General features: G+C 41.8%; 26 protein-coding genes. All 26 read left to right on the top strand.

Translation table 11 applies throughout. The features are described 5' to 3' along the window. The first annotated feature begins 132 nt into the window (after nucleotides 1–132). The 26 genes from EI981_RS26330 (at nucleotide 133) to EI981_RS26205 (ending at nucleotide 22,613) form a co-directional block, all read left to right on the top strand. On the top strand, nucleotides 133–570 hold the full coding sequence (locus EI981_RS26330) for a hypothetical protein (protein WP_127003293.1): 438 nt from the start codon (nucleotides 133–135) through the stop codon (nucleotides 568–570). Between the two features lie 492 nt (nucleotides 571–1,062). Further along, nucleotides 1,063–3,105, top strand: coding sequence for an ATP-dependent helicase ComFA (locus tag EI981_RS26325; RefSeq protein ID WP_127003291.1), 2,043 nt, complete (start codon nucleotides 1,063–1,065; stop codon nucleotides 3,103–3,105). Between the two features lie 434 nt (nucleotides 3,106–3,539). Beyond that, nucleotides 3,540–4,352, top strand: coding sequence for a ComFC family protein (locus tag EI981_RS26320; protein ID WP_127003289.1), 813 nt, complete (start codon nucleotides 3,540–3,542; stop codon nucleotides 4,350–4,352). A gap of 128 nt (nucleotides 4,353–4,480) precedes the next feature. Beyond that, the gene (locus tag EI981_RS26315; protein WP_127005023.1) at nucleotides 4,481–4,903 is read left to right on the top strand and encodes a TIGR03826 family flagellar region protein; all 423 of its coding nucleotides are present in this window, start codon (nucleotides 4,481–4,483) and stop codon (nucleotides 4,901–4,903) included. Between the two features lie 126 nt (nucleotides 4,904–5,029). Next, nucleotides 5,030–5,314 carry a flagellar biosynthesis anti-sigma factor FlgM gene (flgM, locus tag EI981_RS26310; protein ID WP_127003287.1) on the top strand — a complete coding sequence of 95 codons (285 nt, stop codon included), beginning with the start codon at nucleotides 5,030–5,032 and terminating at the stop codon, nucleotides 5,312–5,314. 9 nt (nucleotides 5,315–5,323) lie between these two features. Beyond that, nucleotides 5,324–5,827: a flagellar protein FlgN gene (locus EI981_RS26305; RefSeq protein WP_127003285.1), complete on the top strand. Its 504-nt coding sequence runs from the start codon at nucleotides 5,324–5,326 to the stop codon at nucleotides 5,825–5,827. A gap of 31 nt (nucleotides 5,828–5,858) precedes the next feature. Next, a complete protein-coding gene (flgK, locus tag EI981_RS26300) occupies nucleotides 5,859–7,436 on the top strand; it encodes a flagellar hook-associated protein FlgK (protein WP_127003283.1) in 1,578 nt (525 codons plus the stop codon). 19 nt (nucleotides 7,437–7,455) lie between these two features. Then, the gene (flgL, locus tag EI981_RS26295) at nucleotides 7,456–8,343 is read left to right on the top strand and encodes a flagellar hook-associated protein FlgL (RefSeq protein ID WP_127003281.1); all 888 of its coding nucleotides are present in this window, start codon (nucleotides 7,456–7,458) and stop codon (nucleotides 8,341–8,343) included. A 36-nt stretch (nucleotides 8,344–8,379) separates the two neighbouring features. Beyond that, the gene (locus EI981_RS26290; RefSeq protein WP_127003279.1) at nucleotides 8,380–8,778 is read left to right on the top strand and encodes a DUF6470 family protein; all 399 of its coding nucleotides are present in this window, start codon (nucleotides 8,380–8,382) and stop codon (nucleotides 8,776–8,778) included. Further along, on the top strand, nucleotides 8,775–9,224 hold the full coding sequence (fliW, locus tag EI981_RS26285; RefSeq protein WP_127003277.1) for a flagellar assembly protein FliW: 450 nt from the start codon (nucleotides 8,775–8,777) through the stop codon (nucleotides 9,222–9,224). The genes EI981_RS26290 and fliW overlap by 4 nt, the downstream gene beginning before the upstream one ends. A gap of 3 nt (nucleotides 9,225–9,227) precedes the next feature. Continuing rightward, nucleotides 9,228–9,467 (top strand): carbon storage regulator CsrA, encoded by a 240-nt coding sequence (gene csrA, locus EI981_RS26280; RefSeq protein ID WP_127003275.1) that lies wholly within the window; start codon nucleotides 9,228–9,230, stop codon nucleotides 9,465–9,467. Between the two features lie 27 nt (nucleotides 9,468–9,494). After that, nucleotides 9,495–9,860 carry a flagellar protein FlaG gene (locus EI981_RS26275; RefSeq protein ID WP_127003273.1) on the top strand — a complete coding sequence of 122 codons (366 nt, stop codon included), beginning with the start codon at nucleotides 9,495–9,497 and terminating at the stop codon, nucleotides 9,858–9,860. 16 nt (nucleotides 9,861–9,876) lie between these two features. Then, entirely contained in the window at nucleotides 9,877–11,307 is a 1,431-nt protein-coding gene (gene fliD / locus EI981_RS26270) for a flagellar filament capping protein FliD (protein ID WP_127003271.1), read from the top strand. A gap of 16 nt (nucleotides 11,308–11,323) precedes the next feature. Continuing rightward, nucleotides 11,324–11,713, top strand: coding sequence for a flagellar export chaperone FliS (fliS, locus tag EI981_RS26265; protein WP_127003269.1), 390 nt, complete (start codon nucleotides 11,324–11,326; stop codon nucleotides 11,711–11,713). Beyond that, the gene (locus EI981_RS26260; RefSeq protein ID WP_127003267.1) at nucleotides 11,706–12,098 is read left to right on the top strand and encodes a hypothetical protein; all 393 of its coding nucleotides are present in this window, start codon (nucleotides 11,706–11,708) and stop codon (nucleotides 12,096–12,098) included. Before fliS ends, EI981_RS26260 begins: the two co-directional genes overlap by 8 nt. A 103-nt stretch (nucleotides 12,099–12,201) precedes the next feature. Further along, entirely contained in the window at nucleotides 12,202–13,074 is an 873-nt protein-coding gene (locus EI981_RS26255) for a flagellin N-terminal helical domain-containing protein (protein ID WP_127003265.1), read from the top strand. A gap of 118 nt (nucleotides 13,075–13,192) precedes the next feature. Continuing rightward, the gene (locus tag EI981_RS26250) at nucleotides 13,193–13,783 is read left to right on the top strand and encodes a hypothetical protein (RefSeq protein ID WP_127003263.1); all 591 of its coding nucleotides are present in this window, start codon (nucleotides 13,193–13,195) and stop codon (nucleotides 13,781–13,783) included. Continuing rightward, on the top strand, nucleotides 13,780–15,648 hold the full coding sequence (locus EI981_RS26245; protein WP_127003261.1) for a motility associated factor glycosyltransferase family protein: 1,869 nt from the start codon (nucleotides 13,780–13,782) through the stop codon (nucleotides 15,646–15,648). Before EI981_RS26250 ends, EI981_RS26245 begins: the two co-directional genes overlap by 4 nt. 57 nt (nucleotides 15,649–15,705) lie before the next feature. Beyond that, nucleotides 15,706–16,707, top strand: a complete 1,002-nt coding sequence (locus tag EI981_RS26240) for a UDP-N-acetylglucosamine 4,6-dehydratase family protein (protein WP_127003259.1) — start codon at nucleotides 15,706–15,708, stop codon at nucleotides 16,705–16,707. Between the two features lie 33 nt (nucleotides 16,708–16,740). Further along, nucleotides 16,741–17,688, top strand: coding sequence for a dTDP-glucose 4,6-dehydratase (locus EI981_RS26235; RefSeq protein ID WP_127003257.1), 948 nt, complete (start codon nucleotides 16,741–16,743; stop codon nucleotides 17,686–17,688). Continuing rightward, entirely contained in the window at nucleotides 17,689–18,597 is a 909-nt protein-coding gene (locus tag EI981_RS26230; protein WP_127003255.1) for a sugar nucleotide-binding protein, read from the top strand. Then, nucleotides 18,594–19,673: an N-acetylneuraminate synthase family protein gene (locus tag EI981_RS26225; RefSeq protein ID WP_127003254.1), complete on the top strand. Its 1,080-nt coding sequence runs from the start codon at nucleotides 18,594–18,596 to the stop codon at nucleotides 19,671–19,673. The genes EI981_RS26230 and EI981_RS26225 overlap by 4 nt, the downstream gene beginning before the upstream one ends. A gap of 1 nt (nucleotide 19,674) precedes the next feature. After that, on the top strand, nucleotides 19,675–20,196 hold the full coding sequence (locus EI981_RS26220; RefSeq protein WP_127003252.1) for a GNAT family N-acetyltransferase: 522 nt from the start codon (nucleotides 19,675–19,677) through the stop codon (nucleotides 20,194–20,196). A gap of 21 nt (nucleotides 20,197–20,217) precedes the next feature. Beyond that, nucleotides 20,218–21,144 carry an aldo/keto reductase gene (locus EI981_RS26215; protein WP_127003250.1) on the top strand — a complete coding sequence of 309 codons (927 nt, stop codon included), beginning with the start codon at nucleotides 20,218–20,220 and terminating at the stop codon, nucleotides 21,142–21,144. Between the two features lie 3 nt (nucleotides 21,145–21,147). After that, complete coding sequence (locus tag EI981_RS26210) at nucleotides 21,148–21,936, top strand: SDR family oxidoreductase (RefSeq protein WP_127003248.1); 789 nt, start codon at nucleotides 21,148–21,150, stop codon at nucleotides 21,934–21,936. After that, nucleotides 21,930–22,613, top strand: coding sequence for a cytidylyltransferase domain-containing protein (locus EI981_RS26205; RefSeq protein ID WP_162616278.1), 684 nt, complete (start codon nucleotides 21,930–21,932; stop codon nucleotides 22,611–22,613). Before EI981_RS26210 ends, EI981_RS26205 begins: the two co-directional genes overlap by 7 nt. The last annotated feature ends 47 nt before the right edge of the window (nucleotides 22,614–22,660 follow it).

Genomic DNA, 22,660 nt, shown 5'->3' with positions numbered 1-22,660 from the left:
ATCTGTCCATTTCACATGAGCCCAGTAACCGACCTCCTGAAAGCGGCATATATTGTCGGTATAAGCGAGAGTTCGAACCGTCCTCCCGATGAGGGTGAGCGGTCTGAGCGACCTCAACAGGGAGGTGAGTCCATGTTTCCATATATGGGTTGGATTCTGTTCAGTTACGGTTTTGCGGCGGCGATGGTGCATTTGGTACACGGACAATATTTACGTATGCAGCCCGGGACTCATAAGCGGATGCATTATGTTCTGGTGACCCACAATCATGAACAGCAAATGGAGTGGTATTTAAGGGCTCTGTCTTGGTATGGACAGTGGCGCGGTAATGTGGTGAAGGTGACTGTCCTAGACGAGGAATCGGAGGACAATACGCTAGCGATCGCAGAGCGGCTCGGCCATCAGAATGGGATGGAGCTGAAGCTTACCCGCCTCGCAGCAGTGAGTGAAGAGGATATGAAGCTGTATATGCTGTCTGCGGAAGAGCAGCAGGACGAGGCAGAGCATCGATTCTATATCGATCTTCGTTCGCCTGGGGAGGCGAATAAAATACCATATGTTCAGGTGTGACCAGATGACATCCGTCAGAAATCATGATTCCGGCGGTTTTCGCATAATAACGGAATATAACGTTTTTAAAGTGTGAAGCACACTCTTTCATGGCTTAAGCCGGGAGAGTGTGCTTTTTTGTGTTGATTAATGGAGGGAGGTGTTATTGCAATTGTTAGAGGCCGTGTTTGTGCATCGTGCGCATTTCTCCCTGTGCACCTGGGGCATGCTTGGATGGCTGCCGGCCATATAAGTGCTTAGTTGCAGCTATTTTAGGCTTATCTGGATTTTAGGCGGATAGATGCCAATATACAGTTATTTGCTGGATTTGGGCCGCTAGTAAGAGAAAAGTGAGGAAATAGTTGCGCGTATGCAGCTAAATTTTCGGTTTAGCACAAATGTCTTCGAATAGGTGTATTTATGCATACAACGGAAACTATTTATCTTTGCCTTGTGAGATCTGGAGCAAAAAGGGCTAGGTAGAAAAGTAAACTTTTGAAGGAGGGACAGGCGATGAAGGTCGCTGTATATGCGGTTAGGCTAGAACAGGTATGGAAGTTAATGATTAGTCTCGATATTGGTACGGATCTAGGCTGGTGTCTGGAAGAGAGGGGATGGCTTATAGAGAAGACTGGCAGGAATGGTTTTAGAGAGGGACATCAGGTCGAGAGATGCTCTACGATGGTCCTCTTATCTGCGGTGATGCCCCTTGGCTGGGCAGTGCAGCTTCGCGATTCATTCCAGGCAAAGCTGGAGATGGATGGTTGGAAGTTGAAGGGATGGCATGAGTACATACGTGGAGCTCTTAAAAGGGAGCTTGAGCAGGAAAGACAAGGGGGAGTGAGTGGATATCACGCTGAGGAGAATTTGTTAGGGTTAAGGTCTGGCGGTGTGCTGTGGACGAGACGGGAAGGCCTGACCTTATATGGCGAGATGGTACTGGAGCAGTATCAAAGGGAAAGATACGAGGAGATGCATGGTTCGGAAGCGATGTGGAGGGAGGCGGTAGATGTGATGGCGCGGCGCATTACAGCCGCGCTGGAGGGGCGTTCGCTGCTGGAGGCGGAGCTGCAGCAGCTTCTGGCGGAGCGCTTGCCGGAGCTTGTCCCGGCATGGCGCTCCGCCGTTCAGCACGCGCACCTGCAAGGGCTCGTGCTGCTCACCGCGGGCGTGGCGGCTGTCGCCGCCCGCGGCTTGTGGGGCCCGCTGGCACGGCTGCGGGCCCGGTATCGCTGCCGGCGCTGCGGCAGCGAAGTACATTCCCGCACGCCCTGTGGGTCGTGCGGGTCCAGCGGCTGCGCCTATTGCGAGGCCTGCCTCGCTTTGGGGCGCAGCCGGTCTTGTGCGCTGCTGCTGCGCGGCAGCGCTGAAGCCGTGCCGCCTCCGGCGGGCGGCACGGGAGCGCCCCTCACCGGGTCCCTGCTGGACCGGTGGGGGCTGAGCCCTGCGCAGCGCGATGCGGCCTCCGCCGCGCTGCAGTTCCTGGCGCAGCCGCAGGTGGCGCCAGCCGAACCGGCCCCTCGCTATGCACAGCGTCCAGGCCGCCTGTTACAGAGCAGGGAACGCTCGCTTCCTCGCTTCCTGCTCTGGGCCGTGACCGGAGCGGGCAAGACCGAGATGATATTCCCGCTCATTCACTACACACTGAGCACTGGCGGCAAAGTGCTTGTAGCTACACCGCGACGGGACGTCGTATTGGAACTGGCTCCGCGAATTAGCAAAGCCTTTCCAGAGGAGAAGATCGCCGTTCTCTACGGTGGAAGCACGCAGCGGTGGGAAGAGGCCAGACTCATTCTAGCTACAACGCATCAGCTCATGCGCTTCTACCATGCATTTGATCTCGTCATCATCGATGAACTGGATGCATTCCCTTATCACAATGATCCGATGCTTGCCTTTGCCGCAAAGGAATCGTGCAAAGGCACAGGACGTTTCATCTTCTTATCGGCCACTCCACCAGCACAAATGCAGCGGGAGGTTCGTCAAGGAAAATTGGAGCATGCCAAAGTTCCAGCACGGTTCCATGGCCATCCGCTGCCCGTGCCGCGCCGGATCCGAATCGAATCGGTAGAGGGCTGTCTTCGCCGACGATCTCTTCCCTCTTCTCTAGCTGCTTCACTAGAACAATCGATTCAACGGGGGGCACAGATTTTCATATTCGTGTCCCGGATCCGGCATATTGAGCCTTTGACTGGACTTCTAAGAAGACGTTTCTCGAGCATATCGGTTGAAGGTACGTCATCACAGGATGAATTACGTGCGGAGAAGGTGCTAGACTTCCGGGCAACTAAGACACGTGTGTTAGTCACTACTACGATTTTGGAACGGGGGGTTACTGTACCGAAAAGTGATGTCTTTATTTTGGATGCGGACAGCGATCTATTCGATGAAGCCTCGCTCGTTCAGATGGCAGGTCGGGCTGGCAGATCCAAGGATGATCCGGCAGGAAGGGTCTGGTTCGCCTCACCGGAATGGACCCGGTCGCAGCGTGGAGCGGTGCGCCAAATCCGTTCTATGAATACCATAGCCCACAAAAAAGGTTTCCTACATGCATAGCAGCGATTCACACATAGCTTCAGCATGTTGGATCCTAATGCCCCATTGGCCGTGTTACAGAACTTGATCATCCTACTCCGTCTGATGGAGGAGATATCAAATTGACCACCAAGTCGATTATTGACGGAAGAGAACCAGAATCTAGGAATAGTTGTATTAAGTACACTTATATTTCGAATAAGAGAGGGAGGCAGGAGAATAGTTGGATTTTATACAGCTAGATTTCCTGCATTTGAGCGAACGTAGGGGTTATTGCAGGTTTAAATGCACTTTTTCCAACTATTTTCCCCTTAAGTGGAGAAAGGCCGAATTTAGTTGTATGATTTGCAGTTATCTCGAAGGACAAGACAGCCAGCCTTCTGAAAATGTGGGTGCCTCGCATGTTTATAACTACATAAGAAATATTATTTATTTTCACAAAATGAGGTGAAGATATGTCTTGGAAGGACATTTTAATCACTCCGGTGCATCAATGGTTGGCTCCCACCGTTGGAAGCTGCCTGACCTGTGGGAAAATGATTCGTGCTGGAGGCTGTGGGGTCAATGGCTTTTCACAAATTTGTACTGCATGCTATAAGCTGATTCCCTGGATTACTGCACCCCGTTGTCCTGTCTGTGGAAGAGCAGTCGGATGCCCAGATTGCAGCAGAACTGGTCAGGGGGCGAGGAATTTTCTATTGAACCGGAGCGCAGTTCAATATAATGCAGTGATGCGCGAATGGCTGGCGCAATATAAGTTCAGAGGAAATGAATCGCTGGGGCCGCTGCTGGCCCAGATGATGAATTATGCGATGAGGGCTATGATCGAGGAGTTAAGAGTGAAATCTGCAGCTCCGAAGCATCCCTTCGATATAATCACATTTGTTCCTGTGAGTGAGGAACGTATGCTGGAGCGGGGCTTCAATCAATCTAGAACTTTAGCTTATGGAGCGGCAAGGGGAGCTAGAGCTCCGGTATTAGATCTGCTTAGACGTTCCCGGCATACTGAGAAACAAAGCTCCAGGAACAGAAGGCAAAGGCTGATGGATCTGAATGGAGTATTCGAACCGCTGCCCGATGCAGTAGATAAGCTAGAGGAGCATCTGCTGTCCAAGCATCTGACTCAGCGTCCCGTCCGTCTACTGTTAATTGATGACGTGTATACCACAGGAAGTACCATGGATACTTGCGCGTTGGTTCTGCACAATATTTGCCGAGAGTTAGGGCGTCCTGCTGAGATTTATAGTTTGACTTGGGCACGATCATAGGAAGTTGATCAGGACGCGGTAGTGTTATTTTTTGGAAGATAATTACGAGAAAGTGATAGACGAAACGTGTCAGATCATGTAATCTAACATCAGATGATGATTTCTGAAGGGAAGAGAAAGAGATGGATATGAATCTTGGGAATTGTCCGCGTTGTGGAAGGTTGTTTGCCAAAAATTTCAGAGACCTCTGTCCTTCTTGCATGAAAGATATTGAGGCGGAATACGAAAAATGTCTCGAATATTTGCGTGAACATAAGTCAGCCACGATGATTGAGTTATCCGAGGCTACTGGTGTCACAACCAAGCAAATTACGAAATTCATTAAAGAGGGGCGCATCTCGATTGCGAATAACCCGAATATGATGTATCCGTGTGAAGTGTGCGGAGTCTTGATCTATGAAGGCAATATGTGTGATAGCTGCCGGAACCGTCTAGCCCGTGACATAAGCGCGGCGGCCAGAGGAGAAGAGGCCAAGGCCGCTAATCAGGAGGATCGTCGTAATGGAGGCGCATATGGGGTCGTCGACAAATTTCGGGCGCCAGAACGCTGAAAACCCTGATATTATGGCATAATATTCTTTATAAACCAATGGTTCGCTATAAAATAAGTATGAACTTACGCCGATAAACTTATTAAAGATTATCGGTTTTTTTATTTGGAAAGAAAGGTGAAGCCCATGAAAATCAATGATACCGGACGGGTAGGCGCCATAAATAACTATCAACGTCAGTACGAGGCCCAACGCAAAGGATTAGATCATAAATCGCGGCGCAAAGACGAATTATCCATCTCCACAGAAGGTATGGAGTTATTGAAAGCCCAGGAGAGCGCTCAGTCGCCGGAACGTATGAAGCGGATCGAGGAACTGAAGGAGCAGGTCTCCACAGGAACTTATCACGTCGACGCCGGCAAGCTTGCTGAGAAGCTACTTCCATACTTTAAGTCTTACACCGAGAACTAGGGGGCAGCTATGTCAGAGATCGAAGCGTTGATTGGTTCGTTGGACGATCTAAGTGAGCAGTACGATGTTTTACTCGATATCATGCAGCAGAAGAAAGCAGCCATTATTGCGAATAATTACGATGATTTGGTGCAGGTCTTGTCGAGAGAGTCAAAATTAGTCAAAGGAATTCAGTCCAGAGAAGAACAGATTCAAACCTCCGCACAGCAGTTTTTGCAGTCCAAGGGAATCAAATCAAGGCTGGAGCTTACAATTACGGATATTCTCCGCTTAGTGTTTGATCCTGAAGAGAAGCAGAGACTCTCTTCCAGCCAGCAGCGGATCGGCGGACAACTTGAGAAGCTCAAACGAGCCAATGAATTGAATCAAGAGCTGATTGGACAATCACTCCAATTTATCGAATTTTCTCTGAATTTGATGTCTGGCGGATTCGATGAGGAGAGTACCTATGCACCCCCGCAAAGTCAGGAGAAAAAAACTTCATCTCGTAGCAATTTCGATATCAGAACATAACAAATCAAGCTTTAATTAAAGGAGAATGATCATGACCTCCACTTTTCACGGAATAGAGACAAGCAAGCGCGCATTGTTCGTAAATACAACCTCCATGCAAACGCTGGGACATAATATTGCGAATGCAGGCACAGATGGCTATAGCCGCCAAAGGGTTAACCAGACAGAAGCCAGACCGATCTGGGCGATGGGAATGACCAAGAGTCAGCAACCTGGACAAATCGGTACTGGTGTAGAGTACGGAAGCATTACACGTATTCGGGACAGTTTCCTGGACACGCAGTTCCGTCGTGAGAATCAGTACTTGGGCTCTTGGGAAGTGTTGAATTCGACCATGGTGTCCATTCAGAATATTTTGAATGAGCCTTCAGGCAGCGGACTCAGTAAAGTCATGGACGATTTTTGGAATTCATGGGAGACATTGAACAGTGATCCTTCTTTGCTGAGTGCCCGTGTTGCTGTCGCAGGGGCGGCTAGTAATCTCGTGGATACACTACAGCATGTCGGTGAATCGCTGACGAATCTAACGAACGACATCAATGCAAGTATAGATAAGAAAGTGCAAGAGGCGAACAACATTATCGATAACATCGCTCGCCTGAACGTACTCATTCGCGACAATGAGAGCTTCGGCGATCACGCGAATGATTACCGGGACCAGCGGGATTTGTTGATCGATAAGCTATCTACGATTGTTGATGTTCAGTATACCGAGAACGAAGTAGGCGTCGTCAGCATCACAGCTGCAGGGGTGCAGTTGCTGGATGGAGGGGACGAACCGGCTGCGTATCTTACGGCAGCTAATGCGGCTACTGCAACAGCCGGACAATTGAACGGATATAATGCATCCCTGCAAGAGACACAATTAATCCGGGATCAGTTAAACGCTATGGTCAGCACACTTGCAACAGGTGATGTGAAAGTCACTTTAAGCAATGGGTATGTGACTTCGAATGTCATGACTGCATTGAATGATGTTACTTTGTCGGATGGTACAGTTGTAACGGCTGGACAGAATATTCCGGCCGGTTCACAAATTGCTTCGCCTATGGAGATCATGGTTAAGGGCTTCAATGGTCTGCATGAGCTCGGGTATACACTGACAGAACCAACTACTTCAGGTATTCCGTTCTTTGTATCCAATAGCGGCAGCTTTACGATTGATGATATCAAGGTAAATCCGGAGATTCTTAAGGATACGAATAAAATAGCGGCTTCGTCTAAATTTGAAAGTAAGAACGGTATAAATGTAGCGATACGCGGTAACAGTGATATTGCTAATACCTTAACAAGTTTACGTGACGCTTTGTTCACATTCCCTTCTGATCTGACTTCATTGTCCAAAGGCTCAACAGACGATTACTTCCGTGCTCTTGTCGGAGATCTGGGAATCCGGGCGAGCAACACAGAGCGTAATTTCGACAATCAGCAGGGTCTGGCTGATAATTTGCAAATTCAGAGACAATCGGTAAGCGGGGTATCGCTCGACGAGGAGTTCGCGGACATGATTCGCTTCCAGCAAGCTTATAACGCAGCTGCCCGCAATATGACGACCGTAGATGAAATGCTTGACCGAGTTATTAACCAAATGGGCGTAGTAGGCCGGTAATTAGGAGGGATATACTAAGATGCGCGTAACAGGATCAATGCAGAATCTGCAACTGCTGAAAAACCTACGAAATATTAATACAGCAATGACGCAAGGCCAGCAGCAACTGGCGACAGGAGAAAGAATCAGCAAGCCTAGCGACAATCCCGTCGGCGTAACCTACCAAATGCGTTACGACACAGACTTAGCCAGAAGTGATGTCTTCATGTCCAATGCTAATACAGGCTACGAGATTCTCTCTACAATGGACTCGCTGTTGCAGCAAAGCTCAGATGTTCTAAAACGGGTACGTACACTTGGACTTCAGGCGAGCAACGGCACTTACGATGCGGAGCAAAGAAAGACGATTGCATCCGAGATAAGACAGCTTAAGGAGCAATTAGTGACGATCGGCAACAGTACGTATAACGGAAAGTATCTGTTTAATGGACAGAAGACAGATCAGACTCCTTATACGGTAGATGGAGCGGCAAATGAGCCGACTGATCCTGGTCAGTTTTACTTGAATGTCAGTCCTGCTGTAAAAGTACCAGTAAGCTTAACTGGTGAAGTTGTATTTGGCCAAGCGGGATCTGATAACACGTTCAAGGCGCTGGATGATCTCATTAATGCGCTTGAGAACAATAACGTGTCGGGCATCTCAGCGAGCGTTGAGAAAATTGATGCTTCTGCAGATCGGTTAAATATCAGCTGGTCCGAAATCGGAGCACGGATGAATCGTTTTGAATTAATGCAGAACCGGATTGCTAATGAGCAGGTAAACCTGAATGGACAAAGAGCCAATGTAGCAGATGTAGACTTCTCGCAGGCAATTATGGATCTGAAGATGAAGGAGAATGTTCTGCAAGCGGCTCTATCGACAGGAGCCCGGATTATGCAGACCTCATTGATTGATTTTATGAGATAATTTTTATTTGCATCGTATTTATAAGGAGGGACAGGAATGCCGGAGATTGGACCGATTTTATCTAGCGACTGGGGGAAGTATAGACCTGCCGAGCTTACTGTCCGCCTTACATCACCGGAGCTAGTAACGGATTGGACAAGCGTGTTCGATGATCTGGGGCTGAAGAGGCCTGGCTCACTAATGAAGGAAATCACTAGCGAGACGAAAATGATCACATTGCAGAATATTGCTGCCAAGGCACAGGAAGGCGATAGAATCGCTAACATTTCTTCTGGAGAGAAGAACGTGTTCGGGCGTATTGCACATGAGAGATACATGCGAAAAGGTCAGAAGGAAGTTACCGTTGAGGCTCTTCCGAGGCAGGGAGTTTATATAGATTTTCGCATTTACCCTCCGGAGATTCACATTGAAGCGAGAGGAGCCCTTCCGAAATGAGTCATCAAGGGAATGATATTGGAACTAGATTGATCGAGAGCAAGTCTTACGGTGCCCTGGAGGTTACAGACAACCAGATTTATCATTTAGAACTAGGAGTTATCGGCGTTTCTTCGATTCATGAGTATGCATTGATTCCACTTGAGGACACACCATTTCATCTCTTGCATGCTCTTAATGAGGATGTCAGCTTTATCACCATATCTGCTTATGAGACAGTAAAGGATTATCATTTTGAAATTAACGACGAAGTTGTTGAACTACTGCAAGTACAGAATCCAGAGGAAATATTGGTATTATTGATCGTTAACATACAAGAAGATCAGCTCTATTTGAATCTTAAGGCGCCAATTTTGCTGGCTCCGACCTCAAGACAAGCTTGTCAGTTCATCATACATGATCAAGATCTTCCGATACGTCATCTCCTTCAACGGAAAGGAGAGTAGCGCATGCTTGTTCTAAAACGGAAGATTGGCGAATCCGTCATGATTGGAGACCAAATCCAGGTTCAGATTCTGGGGATTGAGGGAGACCAAATTAAGTTAGGGTTTGTGGCGCCAAAGGACATTCAGATTTTAAGACAGGAGCTCTATGCGGGAATAGCCGCAGAGAATATAGCAGCGAAGGAGCAATCGAGTGTCATTCAACCAGAGCAGATTCTTAGCTTGCTTAAAAACTTTAAATTGTAAGATATTTTAAGTTTAGGTGGGGTTGAAATGAGTATTAGCCAAATTCGTGGAAATGATTCAATGGTAAAGAGCTTAAGTGAGTCCAAATTAAAAGAAAGTATGGGCTCGAATTCCCTGACAACAGGAATGCAAACTCAGAAATTGGATCACAACGCACTCACGGATGTGGAGAGACAGGATCTCGAGGAACAAGTTAAAAAGCTGAATCATTCTATTGCTGCATCCGGCAAGCAGTTGCAATTCAAATACAATGATGAGGCAGCGCAGCTGTATGTGGAAATTATCGATATGGAGACTAAGGAAGTCGTCTCGAGTTTGCCACCCGAGTTTCTGATTGATCTCTCCTTGAAAATGAAAGAAATGATAGGAATGTTCATGGATAAGAAAATTTAATGAAAGGCAAGTGATAATGATGGGAGTAAGTATACCTGGTTTGGCTTCGGGTTTGCAGACGGATACGCTAATTGCTAAACTGATGAGCATCGAGAAAATCCCGTATAACAACCTTCAAGTCAAGAAAACAAATATTGATAATAATAAATCAGTCTTTAACAATATCAATTTGAAGCTGAAGACATTGAGAGATGCAGCTACCAGTTTGTCGGATCTGGACTCCTTTAAAATAAACGGGGGTACAAGTTCCGATCCTTCCAAAGTGGCAGTAACTGTAGGCGATAATGCCATTAGTGGGAACTACACGATTAAAGTATCAAAGTTGGCTAAGCCTCATGTAGTTGCGATGAATGCGATATCTGTTCTTGGAAGCGATGGGAAAGATGCTTCCTTTGATACTGACACTTACAAGGATACAATTATCGATGTAAACGGCAAAGAGATCAAGTTCTCTGACTTGGATCTTAAAGATAAAACAACCAACGAGGCGCTGGCTGAAATTGCCAAGGCCATTAACAAATCTGACGCGGGTGTACAAGCTTCTGTGATTCAAACGGAACCGGGGAAGAAAAGCTTAGTATTAACTGCAAAAGAGTCCGGTGAGGATCATAAGATAACAACATCAGTTACAGGGGCAGGCTCTGCTCTCTTTACAATAGACGGGAACGCAGGCCAATCCGCTCAAAATGCTGAGTTAACTATTAATGGAGTGAAAATAACCAGTTCCAGTAATACAATTAAGGATGCAGTTCCTGGTATGACCTTTCAATTGCTTGCAGAGGACTCCACAGTAAATGTAGAAGTTAAGCAGGACGTTGATAAAATTGCTTCCAAAATCGATGCCTTTGTTAAGGCTTATAATGAAATTATAGATATTATTAAAGAGAACACTAAAAAAATAACGAACGAAAAAGACTCCGATGGGAATTATAAAGACTTTAAGACTAATTTACAGGGCGATTCCCTTCTTAGAGACTTGAAAAATGAATTATATGGCATTGTTAGCGGTGTAGGGGCGAAGAACAATGGTGAAGGCTTCCAATTGTTAAGTCAAATCGGAATTGAAATTGATAAAGGCGCCACTACGGCTGCTACTATGACAGGTAAAATTACTTTCGATAAAGAGCTGTTTAAAGAAAAAATGGCGGAAAACTCTGCTGCAGTTGAAGAACTGTTTCGTGGTGATAATGGCTTAGGTACAATTGCCAAGGAACGTCTGAAGGATTGGACAAGTGTAAACGGCTTAATAAAGATGAAAATGGACGGTTACGAGAGCGAAATTAGTTTTATTAATGATCAAATGGAAAATATGAATGCAAGATTAATTCTTAAGGAAGAAGCCCTGAACAAGAAATTCACAGCGATGGAAGTGGCTTTAACGAAATTACAGAATGAACAGAATTGGATGACATCTCAGCTCAATTCCCTTACAAAATCCAAATCTTAATGGGAGATGAAGGATCATGGCTTTACAGAATATGTCTGCTTATCAAAGCTATCAGAAGAATAAATATGAGACCGCTTCTCCCCATCGTCTTACACTAATGCTTTATAACGGTGCTGTACAATTTGCTATCCGGGCAGAACAATCAATTGAAGAAGGAAACGTAGCAGATACGAACAAATATATTCAGAAGACACAGGATATTGTCTATGAGTTAATGACTTCTTTGAACGAACGGGAAGGCGGGGAACTGGCGCAGAATCTTAAGAATATTTATCTCTATATCATAGACCGGCTGGTGCAGGCCAATATGCATAAGGAAAAGAGTAATGTTACAGAAGTCATTGTTCTATTGAGAGAATTACAATCTGCCTGGGAGCAGATCGGAAAGGAAGTTAGCCTTGGGTAATTCTTTATATGCGATGAATCATCATGAGCTTTATAGCAAATTGCTGGTTTGTGCTAGAGAACAGTACTCTCTGTTTACGAATACTGATTCAGAAGAACATGAGAAAGATTTTAATCGTCTATCTGCAGAATGGGATGTACTCTGTGCCCAAATTGAGCAGGCAAACCAAGAGTACGGAATACCTGATCATACTGATGCAGCTCTAGTAGAAAAAATGGAGCAAATTGCTATGGTTCTATCGATGACAGAGAGAGAATTAAACGATTCAGTCAGTGAAGCCGGTGGGAACTTAAAGAATGTTAAAGAACAGAAGCTATTAATGAATGCTTATTATGGCTTCGATCGCAGAGGACATAACTCTTTATACTTCGACGAAAAAAAATAATTTTTTTGGGTTTTAGGTATAAAGTTGTACCATTCTCTGCCGATATAATAATTAGGCCACAAGGATGTAGCCTAGTACAAACCAATCATGGAGGATGATTAGAATGGGAATGTTTATTAACACGAACGTTGGCGCGTTGAACGCTAACCGCAACCTGAACTTCAACAACACACAAATGGGTAAGACAATGGAGAAATTGTCTTCCGGTTTCCGTATCAACCGCGCTGCTGACGACGCTGCTGGTTTGGCAATCTCCGAGAAAATGCGTTTCCAAATCAACGGCTTGACTCAAGCACAACGCAACGCTCAAGACGGTATTTCCTTGATTCAAACAGCTGAAGGTGCGCTCACAGAAGTTCACTCCATGCTGCAACGCTTGAACACATTGGCTAACCAAGCTGCGAACGGTACTTATGACAAGACTGACCGCGCTAAGATCCAATTGGAAGTTAATGAGCTGGTTGGAGAGATCAGTAATATTGCAGGTACTGTTAACTTCAATGGCATTAATCTTCTTAATAATTCTGCATCGGTTGATTTCCAAATTGGATCTGATGCTAACACTACTATTTCTATTAGCTTAAAATCCTTGACGCCTAGTGACCTTGGTGCGGCTGATACTGCTGCTACTAGTGGTGCTTCTGCTATTGCTGGTCTTAAGTTGAGCGATCTTACAGTTGAGGGTTCAGGTGCTACTAATGCAAATGCTGCAATTGCTGCAATTAAAGCGGCAATCGAAACTGTTTCCGAACAACGCGCTACATTTGGTGCGGTCCAAAACCGTTTGGAGCACACAGTTAACAACTTGGGCGTAATGGTAGAGAATCTGTCCGCTTCCGAATCACGTATTCGTGACGCTGACATGGCAACAGAAATGACTGCATTCACGAAGAACCAAATCTTGGTGCAAGCAGGTACAGCAATGTTGGCTCAAGCTAACTCTGCTCCACAATCCGTTCTTAAATTACTCGGATAATTTAATTAAAACATTATTCAAAGGCTCCCAATCGGGGGCCTTTTTACTTTGCTTCTATACAATTACCAAGGGATTATACCGATATATTAGGTATATTAATTAAGGGTGTGAATCAATTATGAAGGTATCTATTAATCAGGAGCAAGAGCAATTTATAGATAATACAATTGAAAAATTAGATGGCTGGTGGAAACAAGCAACAGAGGCTATTTATCAACAGCGGCAATTGATTCAATATGTGGAATTGGATGGGAATCTTTATTATGATGGTTATGAACAGTATATTATTGAAAATGTTAACCGAATAAAAGAGATAAATATATGCACTCTGTCTAAATGGGAAAGTATCCAAGATACTGAGCGATCTATAGTTGAGTATCTGGATCGATTCATACCTGCTGGACAAGATGCTAGCATTCAGTTTTTTGGAGAAATTAAAGCAGAACAACATAATATATTCGCACAATTTATAGATGGGTTAAGCTGGATTGTTAGTGCACTAGAATTTAATCGAATATTATATAAAGAAGTCGGAATTTCTCAACCTGAGTATTTAACCACTATGGATTCGTTGGATGAAATAATTAGTGGAATTTATGAAAATGTTCAACGAGATGACTATATTGCCATAGGTGATATTATTCAATATGAGATAGTACCATTAATGCAAGAAATTCAAAAAAAAATGAAAAAGAGTGAACTTTCATGAGTCTGTTAGAAAAAAATTTAAGTTATTTAAATGAAAGATACCCAGAACTTGTAAACATCGTTTCTAGTGAGATAGATAATGGGGATTACACAGTAGTAAATACAAGGAATAATGAGGTTAATTTACACATCAAATATGATGAAGAAAATTTATTTTATCTTCATAGTAAATATAACGCAAAGTCGGAAGCAATTAATTGGTTATCAACTATAGGTGATAATTTCAAAACGGGGCAAGTGTTAGTATTCGGAATCGGTATGGGTTATTTTTTGGAGGCAGTATTAGCTCACTCTGATGCGCAGCAGATCATTGTATATGAACCGGATATTAATATATTTAACCAAATGATTCGTTCTAAAGATATTAAAGCAATGTTTTCGGATACTCGGATCAAAATGGTTGCCGTAGGCAGTGATAGATTAATACTGAAAGAGTTAGCTCATTATATAACTACAAAATTATTAGGTAATATATCAGTTATCGCACCTCCGATATATCATAGAATACATGCGAATACATTAACCGAATTAAAAACACAAATTTATAATGCAGTGCTGAATGAGGCTTCAAATCAGCAAACTCATAGCACTTTTAACAAGCAGTGGATACAGAACATTTTGTTTAATTTACCTTATACTATAACAGCACCTTCTTTTAGTTCTTTTAAGGATATATGGAAAGGGGAAAAAGCCATTATTGTTGGTTCGGGCCCTTCATTACAAGAGGATGTGCATTATTTAACCAAATTGAAGAATAAATGTTTGATTATTTGTGCAGGTTCAAGTGTTCAAGCATTACAGCATTATGGAATTGATCCGGACTTAGTAATTACAATGGATGGTGGCATTGCCAATTACCATGTTTTTGAAAATATTGATACTAGTTGCTCACCACTCCTTTTTATTACTCAGACCCATCATCAGATTCTAGATATATACAAGAATAATATGATTTACGCTATACTGTCTAATGATCAAGTAAGTGAATATGTGTTACCAACATCACAAGTACCTAGTTTTTTCTCCACGGCTTCTGTAACAGGGACTGCATTACAAGCAGCAGCTTATATGGGCATCGAAGAAATTATACTCATGGGACAGGATCTGTCCTATCCAAATAATAAATTTTATTGCCCTGGGGTAAATCATATAACTGAAGATTCTAGGCAGCAATCTATTAGCCATGCGGATCAGCAGGTCAAAAATGTAAATGGTGGGTTGAATTTAACTTCAAAGAAGATGATGGTGACCCTTAGAAGTATTGAGGAAATCATAAATATATTGATTTTAATTGGGGTTAAGGTAATTAATACGTCAAAAGGCGGAGCAGTTATTGAAGGGTCAGAATGGGTTGCTATTGAAGATATTTTACCTGAGATAGAATTAAAACCCGATACTGACTTCAATATTAGCAATAAATTTTCAGATATAATACTACCTGATAAAATGGATGCATATAGAAGAACAAAGGGTAAGTTAAATAATATTATTAGACTGTTAGATGATTTAGATAAAAAGCTGGGGGAACTTACTAGGAAATTAAATGATTTGAACAAAAGTTGTAAACTTCGCAACACCAAACGAGTTAATCAATTTTTGTCAGAAACCAATGATTTATGGCAACGGATAACTTCAACGGATATTTTCAGTGTATTTTATTCTTTTGGATTATCTCACCATATAAATCATTACATAAAACTTGTACCCCAGATTGTGGAAGCTAATAATCCAATGAATAAAGCGGAACTCATTGTTCAACATTTAGGAGATCTTGTAGGTGAAATGATAAGCTTTAGTCCTGAATTAAGAGAGATTATGATTCAGGCTGTTAATCGATTAGATAGCTTTGAAAATAATTTCAAATAAAACTTTTACTAAATTATCGTCTATAGGATTTTGTAGATTGAATTCGGAGGCTTTTGAATGAATGGCTGGTTTCGTGGGAAGAAGGTCCTTTTAATAGGAGGAACAGGTACAATTGGGCAGAGCTTACTGAAATATATTTTGCTCGATAATCCTGAAGTGGTGAGAATTCTCAGTAGAGATGAATATAAACAATTTATGCTGCAGCAAGAGTACAAGGAATATACAAATATTCGCTATTTAATAGGAGACGTACGTGACTATCGTCGGGTGGAACGAGCTATGCAAGACATAGACTATGTATTCCATACGGCAGCTATGAAGCACGTCCCTTCATGTGAATATAATCCCTTTGAAGCGGTACAAACAAATGTGTTAGGTACTCAGAATGTGATTCAGGCTGCACTGGCGTGTAATGTTAAGAAAGTTATCTTAACGAGTACGGATAAGGCCATATCTCCGACGAATACTTATGGAGCATCGAAATTGATGGCAGAACGACTTATCGCTGCAGCGCAGTATCAAGCAGGCTCTAAGTCTACAAGATTTGCTGCTGTACGGTTTGGTAATGTAATGGGATCAAGAGGCTCTGTCATACCTTTGTTCCAGTGGCAAATTGAGGAGAAGAGAAAAATAACAGTTACTAGTAAAGAAATGACTCGCTTTATGATGAGCTTACAGCAGGCTACGGAATTAACTTTGAAAGCAATACAAATAGCACAGGGCGGAGAGATTTTTGTGCTCAAGATGCCTATTATTCAACTTATGGATCTTGCGAATATAGTAATTGATCAATCATGTAGTAGGTTAGGTATAGAACCTTCTAGTATTTGTATTGAAGAAATCGGTTTGCGACCAGGTGAAAAAATGTATGAGGAATTAATGACGGAAGAAGAATCGAGAAGTGCTTTGGAGACAGAGAATATGTTTATTATCCGTAATTCCTTCATGGAACAAAGAAACTATTTGAATGCAGTTCCTGCTAAAGTACAGAGTTATAGTTCACATAGTTATAAACCAATGGAAGCGGTTGATTTGAAGTTATTAGTAAGTCAGCTTTAATCGATAACCTATAAGTTCATCAAGGAGGATAATATGAATATTTTATTAACGGGTGGTGCTGGCTTTATTGGTCGTTGGGTAGCTAAGCAACTATTAGAGGATGGCCATCAATTATGGATACTGGACGATCTATCAAATGGTAGAGAAGTGAACATAGAAGAATTTAAAGACCATCCCGGACTAATACAGTTTATTAAGGGATCGATAATCGACGAGGCTATTTTAGCTGTTTTGTTTCAAGAGCATAAGTTTGACATTTGCTATCACCTGGCTGCTTCAATTAATGTACAGGATTCTATAGATGATCCAAGAACTACATTCAATAATGACACTATAGGTACCTTTTATATACTGGAACAATGTCGTCGGTATAACACAAAAGTAGTGTTTATGAGTACCTGTATGGTATATGACCGTTGTAACGATAATAATGGTATTAATGAAAACCATCCAATTAAGCCAGCATCTCCTTATGCAGGTGCTAAAATTGCAGCAGAAAATATGGTTTTATCTTACTACCATGCTTATGGCTTGCCAACAGTTGTTATCCGTCCATTTAATACTTATGGTCCTTTTCAAAAGACAGGTGGAGAAGGCGGCGTAGTGGCAATTTTCCTGAAAAATCACTTGAATGGAAAGGCTCTTAATATATACGGTGAAGGAACTCAAACCCGTGATTTATTATATGTCGAGGATTGTGCCAGATTTGTTGTTGCTGCCGGATTCTCATCGTCAGTTGACGGTGAAATTGTAAATGCTGGTCTAGGTCAAGATATATCTATAAATAATCTCGCATTTGAAATTGTAGGTGACAAGTCTAAAATCAAGCATATTAAACATATCCATCCTCAGAGTGAGATTCAGAAGTTACTTTGTGATTCAAGAAAAGCAAAAAGATTGTTGAATTGGGAGCCAAAAGTATCATTGCATGAAGGTTTGAGAAGAACGAAAGAATGGATTGAAACATCAGGACTAATATAGTTGTTTTTAACTGATGCACAGTTTGGAGGGAATATGAGGGTCCTTTTATTTGGCGCTACTGGCATGTTAGGACAGGCTATTAGGAAAGAGGCTATCCGACGAGGACATATTTTATTTGGTGCTGCTAGAAATGGAGAAGAGATCAATGTTGATGTAAATAATCCTGTCGATATTATAACCGCCATCAATGAGGTTTCTCCTGATGTGATTATTAACGCGGCGGCACTAGTTAATTTAAGTGAATGTGAAAATGATCCAGGAAAAGCGTATCTCGTTAATGCCCGTCCGGCATCTATCTTATCCAGAATATCATTGGAACGGAAGATTTATCTTATCCAGATTTCAACAGATCATTATTATGCGAATGATGGAGATAATCTGCATCAAGAGACTGCAACAATAAAGCTTGTTAATGAATATGCTAGAAGTAAATATGCAGGTGAATTGTTTGCGTTAACTTCACCATATGCCCTCGTGGTACGTACGAATATTGTAGGTTTTAGAAGAAAACTCGGGGCGCCTACATTTATTGAATGGGTTATTGATAGTCTAAAAAACAAGAAACAGATGAGTTTGTTTTATGATTTTTATACATCAAGTATTGCGGTAAGCCAATTTTCAACGATATTATTTGATATTATTCATCTCAATAATGTGTATGGAGTGTTTAATATTGCTAGCCGAGGCGTGCATAGCAAAAAGGACTTTATTGAAGCCCTAGCGAATCGATTTGAATATCAAATAGAGAACCCGCTTTATTGTAGTGTTCATGAAATGTCAACCATTCAGAGAGCTGACAGTCTTGGACTTGATGTGTCTAAAGCTGAAAAATTACTCGGATATTATTTCCCTGAGATGGATCAAGTTATAGACGCACTATATTTGGAATCTGAGGAGGCAGGAACATGAAGTACGAAAATAAGGTAGTCATTAATGGTAGAGAGATATCCCATGACCAACCCGTTTATTTTATCGCAGATATAGCTGCAAATCATGATGGCGATCTTTCAAGAGCGAAAGAACTGATATGGCTGGCTAAGGAAGGAGGAGCCGATGCTGCTAAATTCCAGCATTTTAAAGCAGAACAAATAGTTAGTGATTATGGTTTTCGAGATTTACAGGGTCAAATGAGTCATCAGGCATCATGGGATAAAAGTGTGTTTGAAACTTTTAAGTATTTTGAATGCAATAGGGATTGGAATGAAGAACTGGCTTTGACTGCTAAAGAGGCCGGTATTGATTTTATGACAACCCCTTATGATTATGAGGCAGTAAAATTGCTCGATCAGTATATTCCTGCTTATAAGATTGGATCTGGAGATATTACTTGGACAGATTTCATTGAGTTTATTGCCAAGAATGAAAAACCAGTTATTTTAGCCACAGGTGCTTCAAGTATGGTAGATGTAGAACGTGCCGTAGATGCCGTACTGAATTTTAATAAACAACTCGTATTGCTGCAATGTAATACAAACTATACAGGAAGTTTGGAAAATTTGAGACATATTAATTTGAATGTACTTAAAACATATGCAATTAGATATCCACAAATGGTGCTTGGACTATCGGATCATACACCGGGCCATTCGACAGTTCTTGGGGCGATTGCTTTGGGAGCTAGAGTTATAGAAAAGCATTTTACAGATGATAATTCACGTAAGGGACCGGATCATCCCTTCTCTATGAATCCAAAAACATGGGGTGAAATGGTTGAGAGAAGTCGCGAATTAGAAGCGGCTTTAGGCAATGGTGTGAAGCGCGTAGAAGATAATGAACAGGATACGTATATTATTCAACGAAGGTGCATTCGTATTAATAAACATATGGAATCAGGAAGTGTCATTAACGAAGAAGATTTGGAATATTTACGTCCGGCACCAGTGGGGGCTATTCTACCTTACGATGCGCACAAGGTAATTGGCAAGCTGTTAAGTAAATCTAAATCAAAAGGCGATGCCTTATATGAAACGGATTTGGTGAACTGAAATGTTAAAAGGGTTGTATACCGGTCTAAGAGCAATTGAAAGAGAGGATTTGGGTGAACTCCTTAATTGGAGAAATATCCCGGAATTCAGACGCTATTTTCGTGAATATAGAGAGTTGAGCACTTCAAACCAAAATGATTGGTTTGAGAAGGTTGTCCTTAAGGATAAAAATACAATCATGTTTGCTATTGAAGAACTATCCTCTGGAGAACTTTTAGGGGCAAGTGGACTTTGTTATATTGACTGGATCAACAAGAGTGCGGATTTCTCAATATACATTGGTAAAGACAATTTATATATTGATGAGAAGTATGCGGATGATGCTGCTAGAATTATGATTTCTTATGCTTTTGAAGAGCTCGGTTTACATCGTTTATGGAGTGAAATTTATGACTTCGACATTTTGAAACAGAATTTTTTTGTTAGATTAGGATTTGAACTGGATGGTTGCCACCGTCATACTCATTGGTCTGGTGGCAGATGGAACAACTCATTGTTCTATAGCCTGTTGTCGGACTGTTAATAATAAGAATGGGGTCTTCTTATGAAATTAAGCTTGGGTACTGTTCAGCTTGGAATGGCATATGGAATTGCTAATCGATCTGGGAAGCCAATGAAACAGGAAGCGTTGGAAATAATTAAACTAGCTAATAATAGCGGGATTAGTATGTTAGATACTGCTGCTGGGTATGGAGAAAGTGAGGCTATCATTGGGGATTTCTTAAAAGAGGATAGTCTCTCTGAACAAGATAGTTGTGAAAGGAAACCATTCCAAGTAACTACTAAGCTTAGTGAAATAGAAGTAGATAAAGTATATAGCCAAAATGAGATGTATAACGTGCTTGAGAACAAACTTAAGGAATCTTTAAATAGATTATCCCTTAATTCAGTGGATTACTGCATGCTTCATGCTCCTATTAATATGACGTCACATGATGGCAAGACAATAGAGGCTTTAAAAGAACTCAAACAACGAAAGTTAGTCAATAAAATTGGAGTGTCTGTTTATACTCCAGAAGAGGTAGTACAATTTTTGAGTATAGAGGAACTTGATGTAATTCAAGTTCCTATTAATATATTTGATCTTAGGTTAATACAGTCTGGCTTACTAGAAGCTTTGTATAATAAAGGAATAGAAGTTCATGCGAGAAGCGTTCTTTTGCAAGGATTATTTACATTAACTACGGATGAACTTCCTCAACATTTAAGTGGCGCTATACAGCCACTCAAACTGTTAGGACAGTTATCAAAAAAGGTCAATCTTTTGCCTGCTCAATTAGGACTTCTATTCGTTAGAGATTTGCGTGAAATTAGTCGCTTAGTAGTTGGATGTGAGTCTAAGAAGCAACTTGCTGAGAATATTGAAACTATGAAGCTTCCAGCACTCGAGCAACCTATTATAGATGAAATTCTTCAATCTTTTGACGGTATTTCTGAAAAGATAATTAATCCGAGCAAATGGGGACGATGAAAAGTGACGAATGCATTATTTGATCTTAGTAATAAGACGATTATAGTAACTGGTGCAACAGGGCATTTAGGAGTTGCAATGTGCGAAGGATTAGCTTCAATGGGGGCAAATATTGCTGTTGCCAGCAGGGATCTCAATAAAGTGAACAACCTTGTTCAAAAATTGTCTGAGAAATATGGAGGAAATCATCAGGGCTACCAACTAGATATATCTGATGCGGAATCAGTAAAGAAGGCAATTTCGGAAATAATTAAAACATATAAAATAGTAGATGTATTAATTAATAATGCAAATTTTTATTCGATGGGAGAAGTTGAAGAGTACTCAGATGATGAATGGGTTAAAGGGATAGATGGTACAATCAACGCCGTACATCGATGTACTAAAGCAGTTCTTCCTCATATGCTTGAAAATGGCCAAGGGAACATTATAAATATTGGATCAATGTATGGGGTGGTTTCACCAAACCCAGAAGTTTATGGGTCATCGGGTCAAAACAACCCTGCCAATTATGGAGCTGGTAAAGCTGCAATAATTCAATTTACTAAATATTTGGCATGTCATTATGGAACAAGAGGAATACGTGCTAATTCAGTATCACCAGGTCCATTCCCTAATCCAAAAGTTCAAGAAAACGATGAGTTTATTAAACAGCTTAGTCGAAAAACTGCACTTGGCAGAATCGGACAAGCCGATGAACTTAAAGGTATATTAGTAATGCTAGCCTCAGATGCCTCAAGCTATATAACTGGACAAAATATTTGCGTTGATGGTGGGTGGACAGCTTGGTAAAAGTAGCGGCAGTGATTCAAGCAAGACTATCATCTACACGTCTTCCAGCTAAAGTTATGAAGGATCTTAATGGGAAGACTCTAATCGAGAGAGTTGTAAATCAAGTTAGACTTTCAAAAGTAGTGGATGAAGTATGGATTGCCACATCAACTGAGCCTGAGGATGATCTTCTTGAACTTATGGGTAATAAGCTGGGGGTTAAGGTTTTTAGAGGAAGCCTAGGAGATGTTTTGAAGCGATACTACGATACAATGCAGATTTCAAATGCGGACATCATTGTTCGTGTTACCGCGGACAATCCTTTCACGGAACCGTTATTTATAGACTGTGGTGTTGAATATTTAAAATTGAACGATTTAGATTATGTATGTTTCGACCAAATACCTTACGGGTCTGGAGTAGAGATTATTAGGAATGCTGCTCTTGGAAAGGCATATTTGTCTTCTTTTGAGGAGTATGATCGGGAGCATGTTACACCTTATATTCGAAATAATAAGGATACATTCAAGTTAGGAAAGATAATTCCAGATAAATTAGAGTTACGAAGACCAGATGTTAGCGTAACCATTGATACAATGGATGATTATGTGAAATTGTATAAATTAATCAAATGTCTTGAAGATAGAGAGCATCAACTTTCTCTTACCAATGTGATTGAAATCTGTAATAAGAAGTAGGATGGGATAATATGGAAGGACATTCGTAATAAAGTTTATATCTTGGC

It is taken from the genome of Paenibacillus lutimineralis (assembly GCF_003991425.1).
In the GTDB taxonomy this organism is placed as follows: Bacteria; Bacillota; Bacilli; order Paenibacillales; family Paenibacillaceae; genus Fontibacillus; species Fontibacillus lutimineralis.
The sequence above is the reverse complement of the archived record's forward strand: the minus strand, read 5'-3'. Positions and strand labels throughout refer to the sequence as shown.